This window comes from Halorubrum sp. F4 (genome assembly GCF_027257195.1).
GTDB lineage: Archaea > Halobacteriota > Halobacteria > Halobacteriales > Haloferacaceae > Halorubrum.
The window spans coordinates 477473-497048 of sequence record NZ_JAPDFS010000001.1 but is presented as its reverse complement, the minus strand read 5'-3'; the positions used below and the strand labels follow the sequence as shown (position 1 = coordinate 497048).

Here is a 19576-nt window from a genome sequence, read left to right as displayed (position 1 = left end):
TCGGGAAGCGTCTGGAGGTTCGAGAAGCACGGCGAGCGGATCTTGAATCGGGCGGGTTCGTCGGTGCCGTCGGCGCGCATGTAGATGCCGAGTTCGCCCTTGGCGGCCTCGACGGCGCGGTAGATCTCGGTATCGTCGTCCGGCCGGAGCGTCCGCGGGACGTTGGCCTGGATGTTCCGCTCGTCTTCCGGCCAGTCCTCGAGCAGGTCGACACACTGCTCGATGATCTTCGCGGACTCCTCGACCTCGCGCATCCGGACCAACAGCCGACTGTAGTTGTCACAGCCGTCCTCGGTCACGACGTCCCAGTCCAGCTCGTCGTAGTAACCGTACGGGTCGTCACGGCGCAGGTCGTAGTCCACGCCCGACCCGCGGACCACCGGCCCGGTCGCCCCGTACTCCTTGGCGACCTCCGGCGGCAGGATCCCCGTGTCGATCGTCCGCATCTGGAAGATCTCGTTTCGAGTCAGGAGGTCGTGGTACTCCTCGAGGCGGCGCGGGAGCTCGTCGAGGTACTCGCGGACCGTCGCGAGGAACGCCCCGCGGGGCTCGGGCAGGTCCCAGACGACGCCGCCGAGCCGGAAGTAGTTGAACATCAGTCGTTGGCCCGTCAGGTCCTCGAGGATCTCCTGAACGCGCTCGCGTTCCTGGATCGCGTACATGAACGTCGCGGTGAAGTCGCCGATCACGTCGAGCGCGTACGCCCCCATCGCCAGCATGTGCGAGAGGATCCGACTGAGCTCCGCACCCATGGTCCGGACCATCTGCGCGTACTCGGGGACCTCGACGTCGGCGAGGTCCTCGGCAGCCCGCGCGTACGCCCACTCGTTGAGCAGGCCCGCACCGCTCCAGTCCCAGCGATCGGGGTACGGCATGATCTGGTGGCGGTACGTTCCGGACTGAGCCATCTGCTCCTCACAGCGGTGGATGTAGCCGATGTCCGGATCCACGTCGATCACCTGCTCGCCGTCGAGGGTGACTTGCAGGTGGAGGACGCCGTGGGTCGCCGGATGGTGCGGCCCGACGTTGAGGAGCATGGTGTCGCTCCCGGTCGCCGTCGACGAGCCCGGCTCGACGGGCTCGTTTTCCGAGAGCGTGACGATCTGCGGGCGGTCCTCGTCGTAGTCCATCGAGAGCGGATGGCCCTGCCACGTCTCGGGCAGGAGGATCCGCCGGAGGTCGGGGTGGTCGTCGTACTCGATGCCGATCAGGTCGTACGCCTCCCGCTCGTGCCAGTCCGCCGTCCGAAAGACCGCCTCTCCCGACTCCGAGATCGGGTGGTCCTTGTCGGCCGGCACCACCACGCTCGCCTCCCGAGTCGGATCGTCGAACGAGCGGAGGTGATAGATCGTCTCGTATCGGCTCTCGTACTCCTGGGCGGTCACGCAGGCCAGATGGTCGTAGCCCGCCTGCGTCTTGAGCGTCGAGAGCGCCTCCCGGACCGCGTCCGGACGGATCCGAGCCGCGGGGGCGTTCAGGTGCGTCTCCCGTGCCGTGACCAGCTCCCTGATCGACGAGAACGGGTCCTCCGCGTCGGGTTTCTCCCGTTCGATCGGCGCCTGGGTCGACATACTCGAACGAACGCGATCCGACGACCCGACGCTTCTGCCGGATCAGGACGGGTTTTTATAAACGACCCGTCGTCACTGGCCGACATGAAGTACCTCCGGGTCGAGCTCCGGTACCCCCCCGGACCTCATACACCCGATCCACCGGCTCGTCGACGAGTCGGACGCGGTGGATCGGGACGTACTCCTCCACGGGACGGTTCTCGGCGAGCCCGAAGACACGTTCCTGTTCTACGTCGAGGGCGACATCGACGTGTACGCCGACGCGCTCCGATCGGTCGACCGGATCCGGGAGTTCGAGCTCACCCGGATCGACGAGACGGGACACTACGTCCTTCTCACACAGCGACGCGACGGCCTCGACGACGCGATGTTCGCCCCCTTCCAGCGGACCGGAGTCGTCGTCGTTCCGCCGATCGACTTCCGTCCGAACGGGATCGCCCGCCTGACGATCATCGGAACCGGCGATCCGCTGCGCGCCGCGCTCGCGGAGCTTCCGGATCGGATCGAGACGACGGTGCTCCGGATCGGCGAGTACGACTGGCGGCAGGACCTCTTCGACCCGGACCTGACCGATCGACAGTTCGACGCGCTCTCGGCCGCCGTCGAGAGCGGATACTACGAGTCCCCGCGGGAGACGACCGTCGAGGCGGTCGCCGACCGGATCGACGCCGCTCCGAGCACCGCCTCGGAACACCTCAGAAAGGCCGAGTCGGCAGTGATGACCGCGTTCATCCGGTTGCGTGAGGTGTCGTGAGCGGTCGGGTGTCGTGAGGACCGAAACGGGAGGGACCCGACGAGTCCGCCGTCGTCAGTGGACCGTGCGGTCGTCGCTCGTGTCGATGTCCTCGATCGGGTCGGCGTTGCCGAAGTCCGGGGCGGGTCCGTCGCCCGGCGCTGCCCACCCGACGGCGTTCCGGAGCACCCGCCGGACGTCGTCGTCGTAGTAGATCGGGTAGGTCTCGTGCCCCGGCCGGAAGTAGAACACCCGACCGTTCCCCCGCCGGTAACAGCACCCGGAGCGGAAGACCTCGCCGCCCGCGAACCAGGAGGTGAACACGAGCGAATCCGGTTGGGGGATATCGAACCGCTCGCCGTACATCTCCGTCTCCTCGAGCTCGACGTACTCGCCGATCCCGTCCGCGATCGGGTGGCCGGGCTCGACCGTCCACAGCCGCTCGCGCTCCGCAGCCTCGCGCCACTTGAGCGAACAACTGGTTCCCATCAGCCGTTTGAACACCTTCGAGTAGTGCGCCGAGTGGAGGACGAGAAGCCCCATGCCGTCGAGGACACGCTCGCGGACACGCTCTACGACGTCGTCTCGGACCTCGTCGTGGGCGGCGTGGCCCCACCACGTGAGCACGTCGGTGTCCTCGAGGACCTCCTCCGAGAGGCCGTGCTCCGGACCCTCGTCGAGGGTGGCGGTTCGCACCTCGTGGCCGGCGGCCTCGAACACCTCGGCGAGGACCGCGTGGATCCCGTCGGGGTAGACCTCGGCGACGTCGTCGCTCTCGCGTTCGTGACGGAACTCGTTCCAGACCGTGACGCGTACCATACGAGCGATCGCGGCCGGACGGACTTGTAGGCTCGTATGTCCGGACAGCCGACGAGGTGACCGTACTCGGTCCCATCGATCGGACTCTCAGTACAGCGAGCCCCACAGATCTCACACCAGAACTCTCCGGGTCCGTCGGCGGTGAAGGAGCCGGAGTAACTGAGGCTCATGCGAAAACACCTCCCGAAACGGAGGTGTTTTTAGTTAAATAGATACCTCTCGGAAGTGATAAGATAGAGTGAAGACCGCTATGGGGCCGGAGGGATTTGAACCCCCGCCGCTCACGGCCCATACGGGCCGTTCGCGGGTTCAACCTCCCTCAACCCTGACGGGTTTCGGTCGGCCCTCCGTCCCCACTCTCCAGTTCTTCAAACTGTCGTGTGAGGCCGTAGGGGAACGGACTGATATCTCCTGTCGGCCTCGGACGACCCAGCCAGCGGACGGGTGAACGGAGACACCGAACAATGAAACCCATCTCCGAACGCGACCCGTCAGAAGAACTCACACCCAGAGCCGCACGCAGGCAGTTCTTGAACGTCAAACAGAAGAACGTTAAGGCGTCCTCCTACCGGGCCTACAAGTACCCCACCAAACACTTCGTCCAATTCTGCGAGAACCAAGGCATCGAATCGGTCGGTGAAATCAACTCCTACGTGATGGAGACGTGGGTACAGAAGCGGGAGTCCGAGGACATATCCCCCGCAACGGCCCACCAGTCGGTCAAACTCGCCCGTGTGTTCATCAAATGGTGCGAGAACGCCGGTCTCATCGAGCCGGGCGTCTACGACCGAACCCGCGTCCCGAACGTAGACGAGTCCGATATGGTTAGTTACGAGACCGTCCCGGCTCACCGAGCCAACCAGATACTCGACTACCTCTCCACCTACGAGTACGCCACCAGACAACACGCGCTGTTCCGGCTGATGTGGGACACCGCCTGCCGGGCCTCCGGGGCTGTCAGTCTCGACCTCGAAGACCTCCACCGGGACGAAGAGGGTGACCCCGCGCTTGACTTCATAGACCGGAAGCAGAAGGGGACTTCCCTCAAAAACAACGAGAAGAGCGAGCGCCGAATCCAATTGACGGAGTCCCTTTACGACCTGCTCCACGAATACATCAACCTCCGTCGGGACGATGTGACCGACGAATACGGAAGGAACCCGCTCTTCACAACGGCCCACGGACGGCTCACCCGCCAGCGGGCCTACAAGAACGTCGTCGCCTACACACGGCCCTGCGTCTACTCAGGGGAGTGTCCCGCCGGGAAAGACATAGAGACCTGCGAGTTCACGAAAAAGAAGCGGGCTATGTCCTGCCCGGAGAATACGTCGCTCCACCCTATCCGGCGTGGCTCCATCACCCACCACATCAATAAGGGCATCCCGAAGGAGATTATATCAGAGCGCGTAGATGTATCTGTCGAGGTATTGGAAAAGCACTACGACGCCCGAACAAAGGAGGACGCCCTCAAGAGAAGGAAAGAATACCGAGACCTACTGTAACCCAGAAGGGGCCTTCCATAACCTATCTGAAAGGTATAAGATAGCAGGTCTCGTGTAGAACAGTATGGCGCTCAAACCTTCCCCGATGCAGGCCGTTCTGGTTCAGGAAGCCGTGGTCGAGACCATCAAGGAGCGCGACCTCGGCAAGCACGAAGAAGAGTTGATGCAGGACTTCTGTAACGATATCGACCTCTACCTCGTTGGCGTCAGCATCTAAAACAGTTCTATTGATTGTCCTCTACAACCGTAATCTCCTGTAAGTGGTACTTGTCCTGATACTGCGTTCCAGCACTATCGTTCATATCTCCCCAGAAGTGTAGAACGTGATTGGTTCCCGGCGCTGGTGTACCGGGGGTGCCCCATCCGAAGCCCTGTGGAGGGCTAATGGTTTTACTCTTATACTTGCGGAAGTCGCTCTTATCATCCAGTTCTAAATCCAGTTCAAATACTGAATCACAATCAAAACACTCCGCTTCAGCGGTCACCTCGTGCTGGGGTTCTCTATTATTGTTGCCTGTGAAATCGCTGAGGTTAGTAAAGTTCCACATTTCGGAGGAGCAGACCGGGCACTCGGGGCCAAGGTCGGTGTTGGTAAACATTACTGTCCACCAGTCCCCACATATAAAAATAAGTTACCCCGATTCAGCCGTTTTCGAGAGATAGAAGCCGTATAGAGGCCCCCGCTCAGAACGCAATCTAAGGCGTCTGAGGGGATTCTGACACCGGGATGTATCGCCTTCGGTGTCACGCTGGAAGCGCACCACGGGCCTCCTGTGGCGTGACAAATCGTGAAGAATAGACTATTTTCTGGTTAGCCGCAGGCAGACCATCCACAGTCCATACAGGTCGGGCAACCCCCGATAATCTGTACGTTCGGTGACCGGCAATCGCGGCACTTGTCAGCGAACCCGCCCATTTACCGTTCCTTCCGACAACCGAGCGCGGCACAGTCCACGGGCTTCGGGCAGTCGTCACACTCGGCGCTGGAGTTCCCGCTGTCACCGGCACCATACCGGCGGCGAAGAATCCGTCGAGCCGCCTTCGGCGCACCGGCACCGAGAGCGAGACCGAGGAAGAGCAGTTCGAGGTCGCCAATCAGGATAACTTCAGGGAGATTCATCGTTGGTGTGCAATCAGGTAGGTGTGGTTGTCGAGCAGTACGGTCGCGTAGGTGACGCCCTTAGACGCCGAGAAGTTCGCCGCCTTGAGGTGACCGGAGGCGTCAGCCATCCAGTCGTCCTCGTAGTGGGCGTAGACTTCCCTGCCGGGAAGGCCGTCGTCGCGCTCGAACAGGGTGATGTGTAGTTGCATCCCCGGCTCGATGCGCCCGGTCGGGTCGGTCGCGTGGGTGAACCGCCACGACCCCTCCGACAGCCGACCGTCTGGAAGGGATTTGTAGCAGGCGATAGGGTTCCGCTCGCCGCCAGCGGCCACCAGTTCCTCTTCGATGGCCTCCTCGTCTTCATCGAGGTGAGCCACGTACTGAGTCAGCGTGGTCGTTCCAACGCCGTACCCACCGAGGGGAACGAGAAACGGGTGGAGCCGGGGATACAGTACCCGGCGAACAGTCTCAATCCAATCGTCGTCACTATCGAGTAGAAATTTTACCATCAGAAAACGGCAGAAGTGGCCTTTTCAGGCCGAGGTGTCGTCCGTCGATGCGTTGTCGGTAGCGGTCTTCTCCTGTTCAGCAAGAAGCGCCGCGCCTACGTCTTCGCCCGAGATAACGTCCCACATAAACGACACCACACGTTCAAGGGCCGCAATTTGAACCTGTGGGTCGGGCACGTCCTTGGCGGTCTCGGACTCATACTGGTCGATTGCCAAGGCGATATCTTCCTTCCGCTGGTCAGTTACCATAGCGCGGTCAACGGAAGTATCCCCCTCGTCGGGAACGCGCTCTTGGATAACGCCGGGCCGTTCAACTGTTTCGTCTTCTCGAACCACGTCAACAGCCGAGTCAACGGGGCCATCATATCCCGGCGGGACGAGGAGAACTGTGCGAGTGTGCATTACTGAATCACCTCAGCGGGGATGTGCTTGAAGATACCATCCGTCCCGGCGTTGCCGGAGTTGGCGTTTCCGTATCCACCGTTGCCGGAGGAACCAACAGAACCACCTGAAACGTTGTAGGAGGGAACATCACCGGGTGTGATTGCAATGACGATACCGCCGCCACCGCCGCCACCACCGCCACCCGGCCCGTCGTTGTTGGCGTTCGCGTTCGCTCCACTTCCACCAGCACCACCAATTGCGTTCGTGTTGATGTTGCTCGGAACAGAGTCCGTGATGAGGATAAGAACACCACCAGCGCCACCACCACCGCCACCGGACTGCCCGGAGTTCTGGGAGACGTTGTTACTGTTACTCGCGTTCCCACCGCTTCCACCGTTCCCACCACGGCCAGCAGAGGAACCACCAGCACCGCCGCCGCCGCCACCACCGCTGTAACGGTTGTTCCCGTTACTGCCGTTTCCACCGTAACCACCACCACCGCCGCCTCCTGTGAGAATCTTCGCCGCAGGGAACGAAGAAACGTGGGCCGCCGGGATAGCCCATTGGTCGAGCCAAATGTTGACCATATCTCTGTCCATCACGGTTACTGAGGAGTTCGAGCCACCCCCACCGTTGCTGTTGTTGGCTCTACCGCCGCCGTTCGAGCCGGTCGTGATGAGGTTGTCTGACTTACCGGGAATTGTCGGTGGAAGCCCGGAGTTCGCGTTCGCGTTGTTACTCGTGGCGTTCGAGCCGTTACTCCCGTTTTCACCATCTGCTCGGATTGCTCCTGAGCCGGTGATGTTCCGGGCCATAATAACACCAGCACCTCCAGCGTCACCGCCGGGGACTCCACCATTACCAGACGACCCAATGCGGTAGTCTACCGTGATTGTGCCGTTGAGAGTGAGCGTATCCGCGACCTGTAAGACACCCCCGCTGGGGATTGTGACCGTCGTGCCGGAGTCGATGGTCAGATTTTCATACTCTCGAACCGCGTTGACGGTCTGATTCGAGGAAATGGTGGCGTTACCGAGTTCTCCGCTTCCGTAGTTAATAGGCATTAGATTAGTTGTTCCTGCTCTGGAGAAGACCGTGCATAAACCGCTTCTGCTGGGCTTCTTTCTCGATTTTCTCTAACTGCTTTCCGTCGAGGGTATCCGAGTCGAGGCCGGAGCCGTGGCCCTGCTCGACGCGCTCTTGTGGGACGTGGCTTGCGGTCTCGTCCCAAATCGTTTCGCCATCGGTGGCTGTCAGGTCTTCACCGAGCGTGAGCGGCCCCGTCATCGTGTCACCAGAACGCTCCACGAGGTCGGTGTAGGCGTTACTGAACCGAGTCTCGATGTAGGCGTTGTGTTCGTCCCACTCTTGGGGACTCTTGCCGGTGTCACCTGCCCGCATCGTCCAGCGACGGTACACGGAGTCGAACGTAGGCTGGTTGTTCTCGGAGTCCCGACCGAGACGAACCCGAACGTCGAGGTTCACGTCGGAGGGAACTGCCGCCGAAAGGTCTCCGTGGTCGTCAATGTCCGCAACCAGAACGTTGCCGCTCTCGTCCAGCACGTCCACGATAACGGTCTCGCCGTTGGTGGTGTGGTCGTAGAGAAGCATATCCCAGTCCACAATCCGGTTGTCCGGTTCGGGCCACGAGATGATGGCCTCACCGTACATCCGCGCACCCTCGAAGACGTTGTCGTAGTAGGTCGTTCGGGGGTCATTCGAGGAGCCGAGGTTGTTGAAGAACTCGATGTTCGTGACCTCCGTAGCGGCGTCCATAAACGGGAACGAGCCGAGCGAGATTCCGTCAACGACCGCTTCGACTATCCCAGCGTCCCAGTCGATGTTCAGCCGGTACTGGTAGGTGACTCCAGCATCCCACGACGCGAAGACCTCTTCTCCGTTCACGGTGACGTTACCAGCACCGTCGGCGTACTCAACGACGGCGACGCGGTTCCCGCTGTTATCGGTCAGCCGGAAGCCGGTGCTGTCGTTGATGTTCCCCGTGTCGCGGCCCAGTTCGATATCGAGGCCCACGTCCTGCCGGATGGGGGCTTCCCGAACGAGCGACCGCGTGATATCGGAGCCGTTAGCGTCGAACGCAAGTCGGCTACCAGACGTGGTGAGGTTCGTAATGCTGTCCCACGACCACTCAGCCACATCCGGGGCAACGCCACTCCCAAACTGGGCTACCGAAACCTCGTCAATCAGTTTGATATTACCACCGACCAACTCCGTACGGGGGACGGTATCGTGAGTGACCGAGAAGCCCTCTTCCGAGAATGTCTCTGTCTCCTGATACCCGATTTCGGGGTGGGCGTCGAACTTCTCTCCGTCGGAGATGTAGAGGACGCCCGTGGAGGTCTTGTACCACGAAACCGCTTCCGTGAGGTTTTCCGGGGTGTCAACCGTGGCGAACTTGAAGCCTCCCAGTTGTTCGGCGTGAAGTCCGTCTACCTTGTCCGCGTTCACCACCGTCCCATCCGCCTCCGGGTCAAGGGTGTTCAGGTGGTCGATGGTGTGCGTTACGTCTTTGATGAGATTGTCGAACAGGAAGTTCGCCCACTCGGCGGGAAGCGGCTCGTCCTTAGCGAAGGCCCAGCCGTCCTTCCACTCAACGCCGGGGTCTCCCCACGACTTTAGAAGTGTCTCGTATGCCATTTATTGAATCAGTCCTCCGAAGGTGCCGCCGGAGTCGGCGGGGTCGCCATTTTCATCGAGCGTTCCGAATCCCCTACTGGGGTCAGTCTGCCCACTCTCGTACTCTTCAACAGACACAGGCCGGAAAGAGCCGTTATACTGAATCTCGACGTTCTTCCCGGCGGGATTCAGTTTATCGGCTATCAGCGGCAGGTCAGCGGGGTCGAGAACAGAGTCTTCGACCCGGTGTGAGGGAACGAGGAAAGCGACAGTCGAGGGTTCGTCGTAGAGGTATCTCCAGTCCTGATACCAGAGTTCGTCTACGTCCCCCCTCAGGATGCTGGAGAGCAATATAAAGATATCGCTGATAGTGCCCTCTGCGGTGAGGGCCTGAAACTCCATCAGAACCCGCGCACGGTACTTCTCAAGGCTCTCTCCATCGCGGCGGGAAGCCCCGACCACGTCGGCAATCCGATTTATGGAAGAGGCCTTCTCCGCATCCTGAAGCGTCATCGCCTTATCGACGGTCTCGATATCGGCGTCGAGCCGGTCGATGGCCTCGGCGGCGGCCCACAGCAGGTCATAGTTCCCCGAGGACTCGTCCTTCGGCATAAACGCCGGAAGGGCCGTTGTCAATTCCTCGATAGTGAGATACTCGTTAGACATAGTTTAGAGGGGGTTCCGCGTGATGGTCAGCGAGCCGTCGAGGGCGTCAGCCGTGGCGACCTCCTGTCCACTAATCTCGACGTTGTCGGTTCCGGTCGGATTCTCTGTGAGACCCAGTTTCAGGTCGGTCACGTCATAGACGCCGGGAACCTGCCGGATGGCGAACTCAATCTCGCCAGCCAGCACGTCGTCGCCACCGCTGAGGTCGCCCGAAGTGAGCGTCCCCGACGACCGCATACCACCGACGTACCGAACGATGGAGTCACGAACGGCGGTGTCACCCTCGTACTCCTCGGTCGTCGTGATGGTCATATCGACGTAGACCTGCCGCTGGGTCGGCTCACTCCACGAGACCGGGTGTGTCTGTCCGTTCGGGAGCGCCGCCGCGCCCGTCTTGGCCGTCCCGGCGATGCCGCCAACGGTGCCGTCTCCGGCAGCCTTGAGTTCGAGAATCTGGTCAGCGATATCCTGCTCGTCGCCGCCCTCCACGACCAACTCAAAGGCGTTCGAGTCGCGGCCCTCAGCGTCGGTCTCCGGGGTGTCGTTGATGAAGATGGAGACGGACTTGACGCCGGAAACCCGCTTGAGGCCACGGATGAGCGCGGGGGCCGACGCCCGGCTCCCCTCGCCCAGTTCCGTCTTCGCCCGCTCGCGGAGTTCCGGGTCGGTCTCTCGGTTCTTGCCACCGTCGGTCTCGGAGGGGTTCGAGACGCCGTGGATGCCGGTCACGGGCGTTTTCAGACGAGAGATGGTGTTCGGCCCGAGGTTCGAGTCCGAGCCGCCTTCGAGCGCCTGTATGTTCACGTCAACCGTGGTCTGTCCGGCGGGAAGCGTCGCCTGAACGGTCGTCTCGAACTCAATGGGTTCGTAGCCGCCGGTCTGAACGACCGTCTCGACCGGGATGGTGTAGTCCGTGCTGGCCGCGCTCTCGCGGTGGAAGCGGGCCTGTCCGGTCGCTCGCTGGGCGGGCTTCCTGCTGACACCGACCTGCTCCACGACCTTATCCAGAGCCGCCCCGCTGGCGTTCGCAATCTGGGAGGCGTCGAGGATGCCCGCGAGGTCAATCTGGGCTTCCGCGAGGCGTTCAGCAATCGGGTCGTAGTAAAAGCGGATGGCCGCATACTGACTGTCGTTGAGGTCTTCCCCGAACCGGGTCTTGGCGTCGGCCATCATCGCTTCGAGGATGACCTCTTTGGTGTCGGGGTCGAACGAGCCTTCGTCGTTGATTGTCATTTATTCAGAGAGAGTAGTGAGGAAATCCTCGCCGGTCGCGTAGATTACCCGAATCTCGACCGTGTTCGGTGCGTCCGGGTCAGGGGAGATGATGATGTTTTGTACCGAGTCGATGCCGTCGTCTTCTTCGGCCACACGGCGAGCCTCAAGCCGGAGGAGCGCCGAGATGTTCAGGTCGGCGTTCTCACCGATGAGTTCGGTGTAGTACGACGTGAGCCGGATTGCGAGCCGTTGCTCGAACTCTGCCCGGCCTTCGACCATCGGTAGGTCGTTGCGGTGGTCGAGTGAGATATCGAAATTAGAATCGAGTCCAATGTCCATTGTATGCTAATGCGTTTCCATTATATTCCTAAACCAGACTATACGTGATGCTTATGTGCGTGGCTACCGAAGGTAGGGCGGAAGAACGGTCATAGCGACTATACAAACGACCAATTCGGTTTTACCCAAACCTGCGGGAACCTCGACTCCCCAGACAGGACTCTCTCTACTCTGTTTGGGTCGTTAGTTGGAGTGAACCGAGTCGTTCCCACCGGACGAGGTGTAGTCAACGGAGCCACCCGAACCGGGGTCGGTAGCGGCTCCCGAGACAGCGAGGTAAGCGGCTTTCCCATCTACGGAAACGGTGGAAGAGACGCTTTCTTGCTGAATAGAGTGAGACGAGTAGGCGATACAGGCCCCCTCGTCGTCAACGTCGTGTCCGTGAGAACCGAACTCAAGGCTCGCGTCCTGCTCGACGCCGATGGGGGTGCCGTTCACCTTCACCGTCGAGTCACCGTCCAGAACACCGCTTACGGTCGCGGAACACGCGCCGGGGTGTCCCCCGGCTTCAACGGACGCTCCGATTAGTGCGAGCGGTTCCATCTATTCCTCCGAGGGCTTTGGCCCGGTTTTGAAGTCCACGTCCTCGTGGTGCCAGTTGAAGACGCCGCCGCCTTCGGTCACGATTCCGTAGCCGTCGCCGTCAACTAACTCGAAGCCACCCGAGCCGGTCACACTCAACGTTCCGTCACAAGACAACTCGACGTTCACGGTGCCGTCCTCCTGTTTCGAGAAGTGGAGTTCGGTTCCCTCGTTGAACTTGAAGCAGAAGTCCCCTTCTGAGAGGTCAGTTGGGAACTCGACCGGCGGCGTGTTAACGGGGGAGTGGGCCACCCGCTCGCCGCCGACTTCGGAGACTTGTACCGTATCGCCCTCTTCGGGGACTGAGTAAGCCTCCTTCTGGAACGTCAGGAACGGCATCTTTCGCGGCTCCCGGTTCGGCCCGGTCACTACGTCCACGAGGACGCGACCGCTGGCCTCACCGATGAACACAGAAGATACTCGTCCAAATTTTGTCATACGTTATCACCGTCGTTCCGCACGCCGTCGCCGTACCCGGCGCGGTCTTGCTTGTAGGCCTTGAGCGTCTTGTAGCCCACATCGTCGCTGGCGTTGTAGTAGACCGCCATCGTCTGGATGTTCCGGGGAATCGAGCCGACCTCGACCGTCACACTCCAGCCGCGCCGGGGCGAGAACTTGTGCTGGATGCTCGAAACGATGAAGGAACCGCCGTCGGCGGCTTGGTTACAATGGCCCTCGACGTAGTCAGCGACCATAATTATGTCACCGACTGTCATCGCGGCCAACTTCTCCTTCTGCTCTGAAGCCATCCCGTTGAAGATGATACTGCCGTTCCGGTAGTCCACGGACGCCGAAATGAGCATATTCCGGGCCGCGTCCTCAATCGAGTCCAAGTCCCAGATTTTCAGCGGCTCGTCGGTCGTGATGACCTTCCCGCCTGCTACGTCACCGTTCTCGTCTTCCACCCACGCTTCGGCCATCGGGTAGAGTTCGTCCGAGGGGTCACCGCCGTTCCAGACGTTCCCATCGAAGTTACCTCCGAACCAAAGGGTCTCGCCGTTCACCTTAACGACCGAGACCGGGTGAGCGCCCTTCACGACGTTATACTCCTTCATACAGTACGCCTTGTCGGTCGGAAGACCGCTTACGGCGTGCCGGTTGCTGGGCTTCATCGCCGGGAGGCCCAACCAGAGAATCCCCTCGTTGTCTACCCACGAGGTGAAGCCGAACTCGTTTTCGACCATCTTGAGGGCCTGATTCGGGGAGATATCATCGAACTCCAGCCCCTTGTACGTGTTATGGGGCATCCCCTGTGTCTTCCCGGCTCGACCGAGGAAGTCCGCCGCGAGACCGAGGGCGTCGTTGACTGCGCCCTTCCAGCCGCTTCGGGCCGCGTCGGCCCCGGAGCCGTGGATGGCTTCGACTATGTCCTCTTCGGCGTCCTGCTTCTCCTGTTCGAGAAGGGAGTTGTTCACGGCGCGGATGCCGGTCAAGACGTTGTGGGGGTCGTCGCGGTTCTCGAAGATGAAGTCGGTAACGTCCTCGACTTTCACCTCCTCGAAGTGTTCCGTGATGACACCGCGTTCGAGAATCTTCCGAGCGTCATACAGCCGGAACCGCCCGTTGTCCCGGTGAATCTCTAAGGACTCTTCCGGGTACAGGTAGCGGTTCTGAACCGTGTCCGCAATCCGAACCTCGACCGGCTCAGCGTCCTTGGCCTTCTGGGCCATCAACTTCCCGGCCTCTTCCGAGACCGTCACCCGAGCGTGGCTGTAACGGGTCTTCTCCGACTCCGTAGAGAGGTCGAAGGCCTCGAACGCCAGCCCAGACTCAAGAAAGTGGATTTCGGCCCCGCCTTGTGAGCAGGTCATTAGTGGTCGTGTCCGTCGCTGATAACTCCATCCTCGTTATCGGGCTTCTGCGCTTCATTAGCGCCCGTCGAGAGGACGTTCAGGCTATACTTGTAGAGAGATTCGCGGTTCTGGGGGTCGAACGCCCGTGGGCCTTCAAAATCCCCGTCCATAACACGAATCTCACCGCTCCACCCCGGCGCGATAACGCGCATCGGGAAGTTAGTATCGAGGAGGTTTCCGAACGAATCGAGTTCCGACTCTCGAACCAACCCAGAGATGTGTACCTCCCGGTTCTTCGAGCCGAGGTCGGACACGTCCTCGGTGCCACAGAAGTTATCCTCCCGGTTGAGGTTGCGTTCTTTCGACACCGAGATTCGCGTCGGAACGTAGGTCGGCGCGAACGTGACACCAGAGCCGTAAACGAAGAAGGTGTCTTGTCCGTTTGAAACCGGCCTGCCGCCGCCGCCACCGCTCCCAAACGAATACGGATTGACGTACATTTACTTCTGGGTCTCCTCGTCCACGATTTTCTCCTCGCGGTAGAGCGACGGGAACTCGTCTGCGAGTTTCTGGTACTCGGAGTTGCCGACGTTCCCGTAGATGTTGATTTGCGTTCCGCCTCCACCGCCGCCAGCCCCCATACCGTAGGGACTGCCGCCGCCGACAGAGGGAGCCGAGCCGGTCGAGCCGACATTACTGATGCCCCGAACCGCGCCTTCAGCGAGGAGGGAGCCGCCCACAAGGAGCAGGCCCAGCCCCGTCGAGGCGAGGAAGGCACGCCACGCCAACTTCGCGCCGTTGACAGCGGTGACCCACGCCCAGATTGCCTTGATGGACGCGAACACGCCCGCGATGAGCGCCTTCGCCCACGAGACGAACTGGAGGCCGATGAACCACGTCCACGCCCGCCCGGCGGCCACGATAGCCACACGGAGCAGGTAGTATGTCGCAATCAGCCGGAGCAGGCCGAGGATGAACTCGTTGTTCAGGAACCCGCTGAACCACGCGAAGAGGTCGAAGACCGGCCTGAACACCGTGATGATGAACGAGGCCGCCTTCGAGACGTTGTAGAGGACAACGATGAGGTCGATGAAGATTGTCGTCAGGTCGCTGAACGCGCCCCAGTTATCGTCAACCTCCTTGATAGACCACCGGAAGAGGTCGATAAAGGCGTCTCCAAGAGCGCCGCCCACGAGCAGAGTAACCCGTTCGATGGGTTCCTGAAGTTCCACGATGGCGTCAACCAGTTCGGAGACCCAGTTCGCCGCGCCGTAGAGGGAGCGGAAGATGGTGTCCTCGAACGCGGTCAGGCCCTTCATCGAGTCCGCGATGGGGCCAAGCGCCGTCGGGATGTGGTCAAGGAATCGCTCGGTAATCGGATTGAAGGACTGAGCAACCGGCTGGAAGACCCCATAGAGGTCTTCCTTGAGTTGCTTGGCGCGGATGCCGAGGTTCTTCATCGACTCCTCAAGAGAGTCGCCGTACCCGAGCAGGCCGACGCCGATGAGACCGGCTCCGGCAACCGCGAGACCACCGATGGCCGCCGCCGCGCCGAGAGCCGCCCCGGCGAGGGCAATCACCATCGGGATGATGAGCGCAATGAGGTTCATCCAGCGGTACATCGTCGGGCGCATTGCGGCCAACTTCTGACCGATGCCCCCGACCATATCCATTTCAGGAATCTTACCGAGGCCGTCCTTGGCGAGACCGCCGAAGAACTTGCCCTCGCGCTTGGCCGCCCACCCGAACCGGCGGGCACGCCGACCGACGTTCCGACCGAGGTTGCCGACCATATTCCGGCGGCGAGACCACTTCATACTCTTATCGAGTTGTGAGCGCGTCAGGCCGGGCCGGTCGGGCATCGGGCCGTGGGGAACGTCAGGCCCGGTGCCGGTCGCCACGTTCGTCCCACGCTGGATGCGCCGCATAAACTCGGTCTCGGGCGTCGTCAGGTCGAGGGGCCGACCGTCACCGCCGAAGATGTGGCCTTCCCGCCCAATCGTGAAGTCGTCGTACCACGAGGGGTCGCCGCTAAGGGAGAGCCGCTTGAGTTGACCGTCGATTAGGTCGTTGACGGCTCGGGTGACTTCGATTCGGCCTCCACGTCGGCGGGAACCCCCGCCGCCTTCGTCGCCGCCCCCACCACCGCCACCACCGCCACCGCCGGGAGCGTCGCCCCCTTTGGTGAGGTACGTGATGGTCGCGGTCTCGTTCTTGGCGAGGGCCTTCTTGATGGCCGCCGCTTCCTTTTCGCCGCTGACCTCGATATCGAGGACGGTTTTTAGGTTCTCTTCGAGGGCTTCGAGGAGCGCCTTCGTCTTCTCGATATCTCCGTCGTCGTCAATGTCGAGTTTGACCGACAGCCGCTTTCCGTCAATTCGGTCGAGTTGCTTTTCGAGTTTCTTGAGGTCGTCAGAGAATTGGTCAAGAATCTCGACAGCAACCTCTACCGGGTCTGAACTTGCCATTTAGAACTGTCAGTCGTCTTTGTGTTCGTTCGTGTAGACTACCGTTTCACCGCGACCGCCGCCGTGCGGAGCCTTCATCTGATTCACCGGGCCGGTGTTGACCTGCCCAGCGCCTTCCTGCTCCTGCGCTTCCGAGTGCTGGCGCTCCATTTCTTTCAGGAGAACCATCCGCTGGAAGGGGGTCAGGTCGGCCTGTGTTCGAGCGAGTGGGATGCCGAGTTCGCTACTCAGCGCCACGACGCCGCTGGCCGCCCCGGCTTCCACGAAACTTGGTCGCGTCGCGCACATCACCCGCAATTTCGAGCGCCTTCCCGCCGAGTTCGACCGAGTAGCCACCGACCATCATCGAGACCATCTTCTCGGCCTCGTCGCGGTCGTGTTCGATGAAGTCGCCGTCCCCGTCGTAGGAACCGACGAGAGCGTTCACCGCCGCCTTCTGCATAGCGACGACGAACTCGGCGTCCATCTGGGAAATGTCGATGGAGTCTTCACCGGCCTCTTCGGCCTCCTCCTTGGCGGCCTCGACGGCGTCGATGGCCTCTTCCTCGTCCATATCGAGGTGGGCCTTCAGGAACGCCGCAATCGGCAGGAACTCCTCGTCCTTCATCGGGCGGAGAACAGCAGTAACGTCCTCACCGAACATCTCGAAGTCGTAGTCTTCGCGGTAGGAGTCACCGCGAACGCACATCTCGAACAACTTGCTAACGGGCTTGTCAGATTCGCTCATAGGTAGTCTTGTAAATTAGAAGGGGTGTTCTGGGGTCGATTCAGGCCGAGGCTTCCGTATCCCCGTCCTCGGCAACGTCCGTCGGGTCGGTGTCCTTCTCACCACCGATGGACTTGCTCATAGCGATGAACTCGTAGGAGGTCTCAACCGTCTCACCGGAGTTGACCTCGTAGCCCTCGCTCGTCACGAGGATATCGTAGAAGGCCGTCTCCCCACCGTCGAGGTGGGTGATAGTGATAGAGCCGAGAACACGCGGGATACCGTTTTCATCGAAGAAGGCGGCGTCCAAGTCCTGCCGGTTGCCCTTGCAGGACATAGAGCCTTCATACGAGACCTGATTGATGGCGTAGCCATCGGGGAGGGTCTGACCCGACCCATAGATAGTCTCGATATCGACGTTCTTCGTGACGGACAGCGATTCAACAACGACTTCGGGGAAGTCCTCGCCAACCGACACGGTAATGTCGGCGGCGCTTTCCTTGCGAGAAACCATTTTAAGAGAGTGAGAGAGTAGTCAGCGAGCGAGAGCCGCAGAAGGGGGCTTAAGCGACTGCCCCAGCCGTGACCGTCGCGTTGATGTTGCGGAGCGGGTCGATGGTGTCCACGCCCACGTCCACGGACGCCGTCATCGCGTCCACCGGCTGGACGGTGACGACGAAGGCGGTGATGGCGTTCATATCCATCAGACCGCCGAGACGGGAGACAATCGAAGAGCGAAGAGCGTTCCGGGCCGCCTGCGTGTGTAGTTCACCGATGAACTTCTCGGAGACCTCGTTGGTAATCTCCGTCACGTAGTCCACGATGAGCCGGTGAAGCACCTGCCGCATCGCGTCTTCGTCCATATTGTCGTCCGCCACGCAGGTCAGGTCTTCAACGATGCGAGCGCCACGAGAGTCGTTTGCAACGGGAACAACTTTCTTCAGGATAAGCGACTCCTGCTCGTCCTTCGCCAGCGTCTCCGAGAGCGCGTTCTGCGTCGAGAGCCGCTTGAACATCGGGCTGTTGTTGATGCCCAGCGCGGCCCGAAGGCCGAGGTAGGCCCCGATGATGGACTGCCCCTCCGTGTTCCGGCTCGGGTAGAGCAACTGGATGCGCGAGGAGTCGTGGGGGTTGTCGTAGGCGCTCGGGTCGGGGATGTGAGTGGCCGCACCAGCGACCGCGACCGCGAAGTAGCCACTCTGCTCCATCCGCAGAGTCGCGTCGTGGGCCTCGTCAGCGACGCCCTCCGACAGCACGCCGATGAAGTCGATGACCTCCGACCGCTCCTCCTCGACCGTCGAGATTGCCGAGGTGTAGTCGTAGTGGGAGTACGTCGCGTTCCCGCTGGTCGGGGCCACGTCGTGTGCGTAGTCCCCGGTAACGGGGTTGTACGCGGTCTGTCCCGCGTCCAGCGAGACCGAGGACGGGTCGGAGAAGACCACGACGGTCTCCTGTGCCGAGCCGTCAACCTCGAAGGTCACCTCGTCGGCGTCCTCCGAGACCGGGGTGTTGGTGAGGGTGCCGGTCTCCGAACCAACATCCTCGTCAACGACCTCCGTGCCCTCAGCGGCGACAGCGTAGACGGGGTACGCGCCCTCGGTGAGCGCGTCCACGCAGTTGTCAGCCAGCGGGGAGCCGGAGCCGAAAAGTTCGCGGGCCTTCACGGGCGTCCGCACCGCATACACCGTGTTGACCGAAGCAGTACCGCTCGTCAGGTCTGCCTGCCCGACCAGACTAATCTGGGCGGAAGCACCAACGTTGATACCCGCGCTGGTAGCCGATTCCACCGAAGTCGAGACTCCGGGCAGGGTAGAATTGCCAATCTGAACCATTGTAGAGTAGAGAGAAGTCTATTTGAGAGGGGAGCAGAGCGCCCAGAAGGGGGCTACTCCGCGTCGATGTTGCGCTGGGTAGTCCCCAGCGCGTCCGCCGCCTGCGTCACCCGCTTGACGTACTTGAACCGAACCACCTTCCCGCCCTCGTACCAGTCCGGCTCGACCACGGGGTTCGAGCGCGGCTCGCTCCCACCGACCCGCCACTCGGCGGTGTCGTCGTGGAAAGCCGAACTGTCGTACTCATACGGCAGGAAGGCGTCGTCTATCTGGTCGAGGTACACATCTCGGTCGCCCTCGTCGTAGACGCGGACAACGCAATCGGCGGTGAACTCGAAATACTGGTGGAACTCCCGTCCGGTCGCGGTGCCGGTCTGGGAGTCGCGGGTGAAATCAGCAAACGGGTTCGCGCCGTTTTCGTCAGGGAGACGTTCAGAGCGCCAGCGGACAACCACATAAGGCGGCTTCGCGTCGCCGTCGCCACCAGCAGTACGGACGCCCACTTCGGCGGGAAGCGCCGAGTCGAGGGCGGCCAAGAATTGCTGGATGGCCTCTTGTTCGTTCACAGTCGTCTGAGTTCTTTAGAGATAGAATCCGCCGTCTCGTCGTCGGCATTGCGTTCCGCCCACCGCTGGGCGTGTTCCATATAGTGAATCCCCTCCAGTCCCTCTCGCTTGATTTTGTCCTGTAACCAGAACGCGAGATAGACGTGGGTTGG

Annotated in this window: 23 protein-coding genes; 3 read left to right on the top strand and 20 right to left on the bottom strand. The window is 61.3% G+C overall.

Features of this window, described 5'->3' with window-relative positions:
* A partial coding sequence (locus tag OKW78_RS02565; RefSeq protein WP_281193741.1) for an NADH-quinone oxidoreductase subunit C occupies positions 1-1571 on the bottom strand: 1571 nt, incomplete at its 3' end.
* A gap of 166 nt (positions 1572-1737) precedes the next feature.
* Between OKW78_RS02565 and OKW78_RS02560 the strand changes: the two genes are divergently transcribed.
* On the top strand, positions 1738-2325 hold the full coding sequence (locus tag OKW78_RS02560; RefSeq protein WP_281193740.1) for a helix-turn-helix domain-containing protein: 588 nt from the start codon (positions 1738-1740) through the stop codon (positions 2323-2325).
* 54 nt (positions 2326-2379) lie between these two features.
* Here OKW78_RS02560 and OKW78_RS02555 read toward each other — a convergent pair whose 3' ends face one another.
* Complete coding sequence (locus tag OKW78_RS02555) at positions 2380-3123, bottom strand: ThuA domain-containing protein (protein WP_281193739.1); 744 nt, start codon at positions 3121-3123, stop codon at positions 2380-2382.
* Between the two features lie 464 nt (positions 3124-3587).
* Between OKW78_RS02555 and OKW78_RS02550 the strand changes: the two genes are divergently transcribed.
* Positions 3588-4625 (top strand): site-specific integrase, encoded by a 1038-nt coding sequence (locus OKW78_RS02550; protein ID WP_281193738.1) that lies wholly within the window; start codon positions 3588-3590, stop codon positions 4623-4625.
* Positions 4626-4689: 64 nt separating this feature from the next.
* Entirely contained in the window at positions 4690-4842 is a 153-nt protein-coding gene (locus OKW78_RS02545; protein WP_200531644.1) for a hypothetical protein, read from the top strand.
* 7 nt (positions 4843-4849) lie between these two features.
* Here the strand turns inward: OKW78_RS02545 and OKW78_RS02540 are convergent, their stop codons facing one another.
* The 18 genes from OKW78_RS02540 to OKW78_RS02455 all read right to left on the bottom strand — a co-directional run bounded on the left by OKW78_RS02540 (position 4850) and on the right by OKW78_RS02455 (position 19394).
* Positions 4850-5224, bottom strand: a complete 375-nt coding sequence (locus tag OKW78_RS02540) for a hypothetical protein (RefSeq protein ID WP_281193737.1) — start codon at positions 5222-5224, stop codon at positions 4850-4852.
* Positions 5225-5741: 517 nt separating this feature from the next.
* Positions 5742-6104: a hypothetical protein gene (locus OKW78_RS02535; protein WP_281193736.1), complete on the bottom strand. Its 363-nt coding sequence runs from the start codon at positions 6102-6104 to the stop codon at positions 5742-5744.
* Positions 6105-6260: 156 nt separating this feature from the next.
* Entirely contained in the window at positions 6261-6638 is a 378-nt protein-coding gene (locus tag OKW78_RS02530) for a hypothetical protein (RefSeq protein ID WP_281193735.1), read from the bottom strand.
* Complete coding sequence (locus OKW78_RS02525) at positions 6638-7684, bottom strand: hypothetical protein (protein WP_281193734.1); 1047 nt, start codon at positions 7682-7684, stop codon at positions 6638-6640. The genes OKW78_RS02530 and OKW78_RS02525 overlap by 1 nt, the downstream gene beginning before the upstream one ends.
* Before the next feature lie 4 nt (positions 7685-7688).
* Complete coding sequence (locus tag OKW78_RS02520; protein ID WP_281193733.1) at positions 7689-9278, bottom strand: hypothetical protein; 1590 nt, start codon at positions 9276-9278, stop codon at positions 7689-7691.
* Positions 9279-9923, bottom strand: coding sequence for a hypothetical protein (locus OKW78_RS02515; RefSeq protein ID WP_281193732.1), 645 nt, complete (start codon positions 9921-9923; stop codon positions 9279-9281).
* A gap of 3 nt (positions 9924-9926) precedes the next feature.
* A complete protein-coding gene (locus OKW78_RS02510; protein WP_281193731.1) occupies positions 9927-11156 on the bottom strand; it encodes a baseplate J/gp47 family protein in 1230 nt (409 codons plus the stop codon).
* Positions 11157-11477: a hypothetical protein gene (locus OKW78_RS02505; protein WP_281193730.1), complete on the bottom strand. Its 321-nt coding sequence runs from the start codon at positions 11475-11477 to the stop codon at positions 11157-11159. It lies immediately after the preceding gene.
* 183 nt (positions 11478-11660) lie between these two features.
* Positions 11661-12020, bottom strand: a complete 360-nt coding sequence (locus OKW78_RS02500; protein WP_200531634.1) for a hypothetical protein — start codon at positions 12018-12020, stop codon at positions 11661-11663.
* Positions 12021-12470 carry a hypothetical protein gene (locus OKW78_RS02495; protein ID WP_200531633.1) on the bottom strand — a complete coding sequence of 150 codons (450 nt, stop codon included), beginning with the start codon at positions 12468-12470 and terminating at the stop codon, positions 12021-12023.
* A gap of 23 nt (positions 12471-12493) precedes the next feature.
* The gene (locus OKW78_RS02490) at positions 12494-13870 is read right to left on the bottom strand and encodes a hypothetical protein (protein WP_200531632.1); all 1377 of its coding nucleotides are present in this window, start codon (positions 13868-13870) and stop codon (positions 12494-12496) included.
* Positions 13870-14352 (bottom strand): hypothetical protein, encoded by a 483-nt coding sequence (locus tag OKW78_RS02485; protein WP_200531631.1) that lies wholly within the window; start codon positions 14350-14352, stop codon positions 13870-13872. The genes OKW78_RS02490 and OKW78_RS02485 overlap by 1 nt, the downstream gene beginning before the upstream one ends.
* Positions 14353-16320: a hypothetical protein gene (locus tag OKW78_RS02480; protein WP_281193729.1), complete on the bottom strand. Its 1968-nt coding sequence runs from the start codon at positions 16318-16320 to the stop codon at positions 14353-14355.
* Between the two features lie 9 nt (positions 16321-16329).
* Complete coding sequence (locus OKW78_RS02475; protein ID WP_200531629.1) at positions 16330-16557, bottom strand: hypothetical protein; 228 nt, start codon at positions 16555-16557, stop codon at positions 16330-16332.
* The gene (locus OKW78_RS02470; RefSeq protein WP_281193728.1) at positions 16544-17047 is read right to left on the bottom strand and encodes a hypothetical protein; all 504 of its coding nucleotides are present in this window, start codon (positions 17045-17047) and stop codon (positions 16544-16546) included. The genes OKW78_RS02475 and OKW78_RS02470 overlap by 14 nt, the downstream gene beginning before the upstream one ends.
* Positions 17048-17087: 40 nt before the next feature.
* Positions 17088-17540, bottom strand: a complete 453-nt coding sequence (locus tag OKW78_RS02465) for a hypothetical protein (protein ID WP_281193727.1) — start codon at positions 17538-17540, stop codon at positions 17088-17090.
* A 49-nt stretch (positions 17541-17589) separates the two neighbouring features.
* Positions 17590-18813 (bottom strand): hypothetical protein, encoded by a 1224-nt coding sequence (locus OKW78_RS02460; RefSeq protein ID WP_281193726.1) that lies wholly within the window; start codon positions 18811-18813, stop codon positions 17590-17592.
* Positions 18814-18911: 98 nt separating this feature from the next.
* Entirely contained in the window at positions 18912-19394 is a 483-nt protein-coding gene (locus OKW78_RS02455) for a hypothetical protein (RefSeq protein ID WP_281193725.1), read from the bottom strand.
* Positions 19395-19576 lie beyond the last annotated feature (182 nt).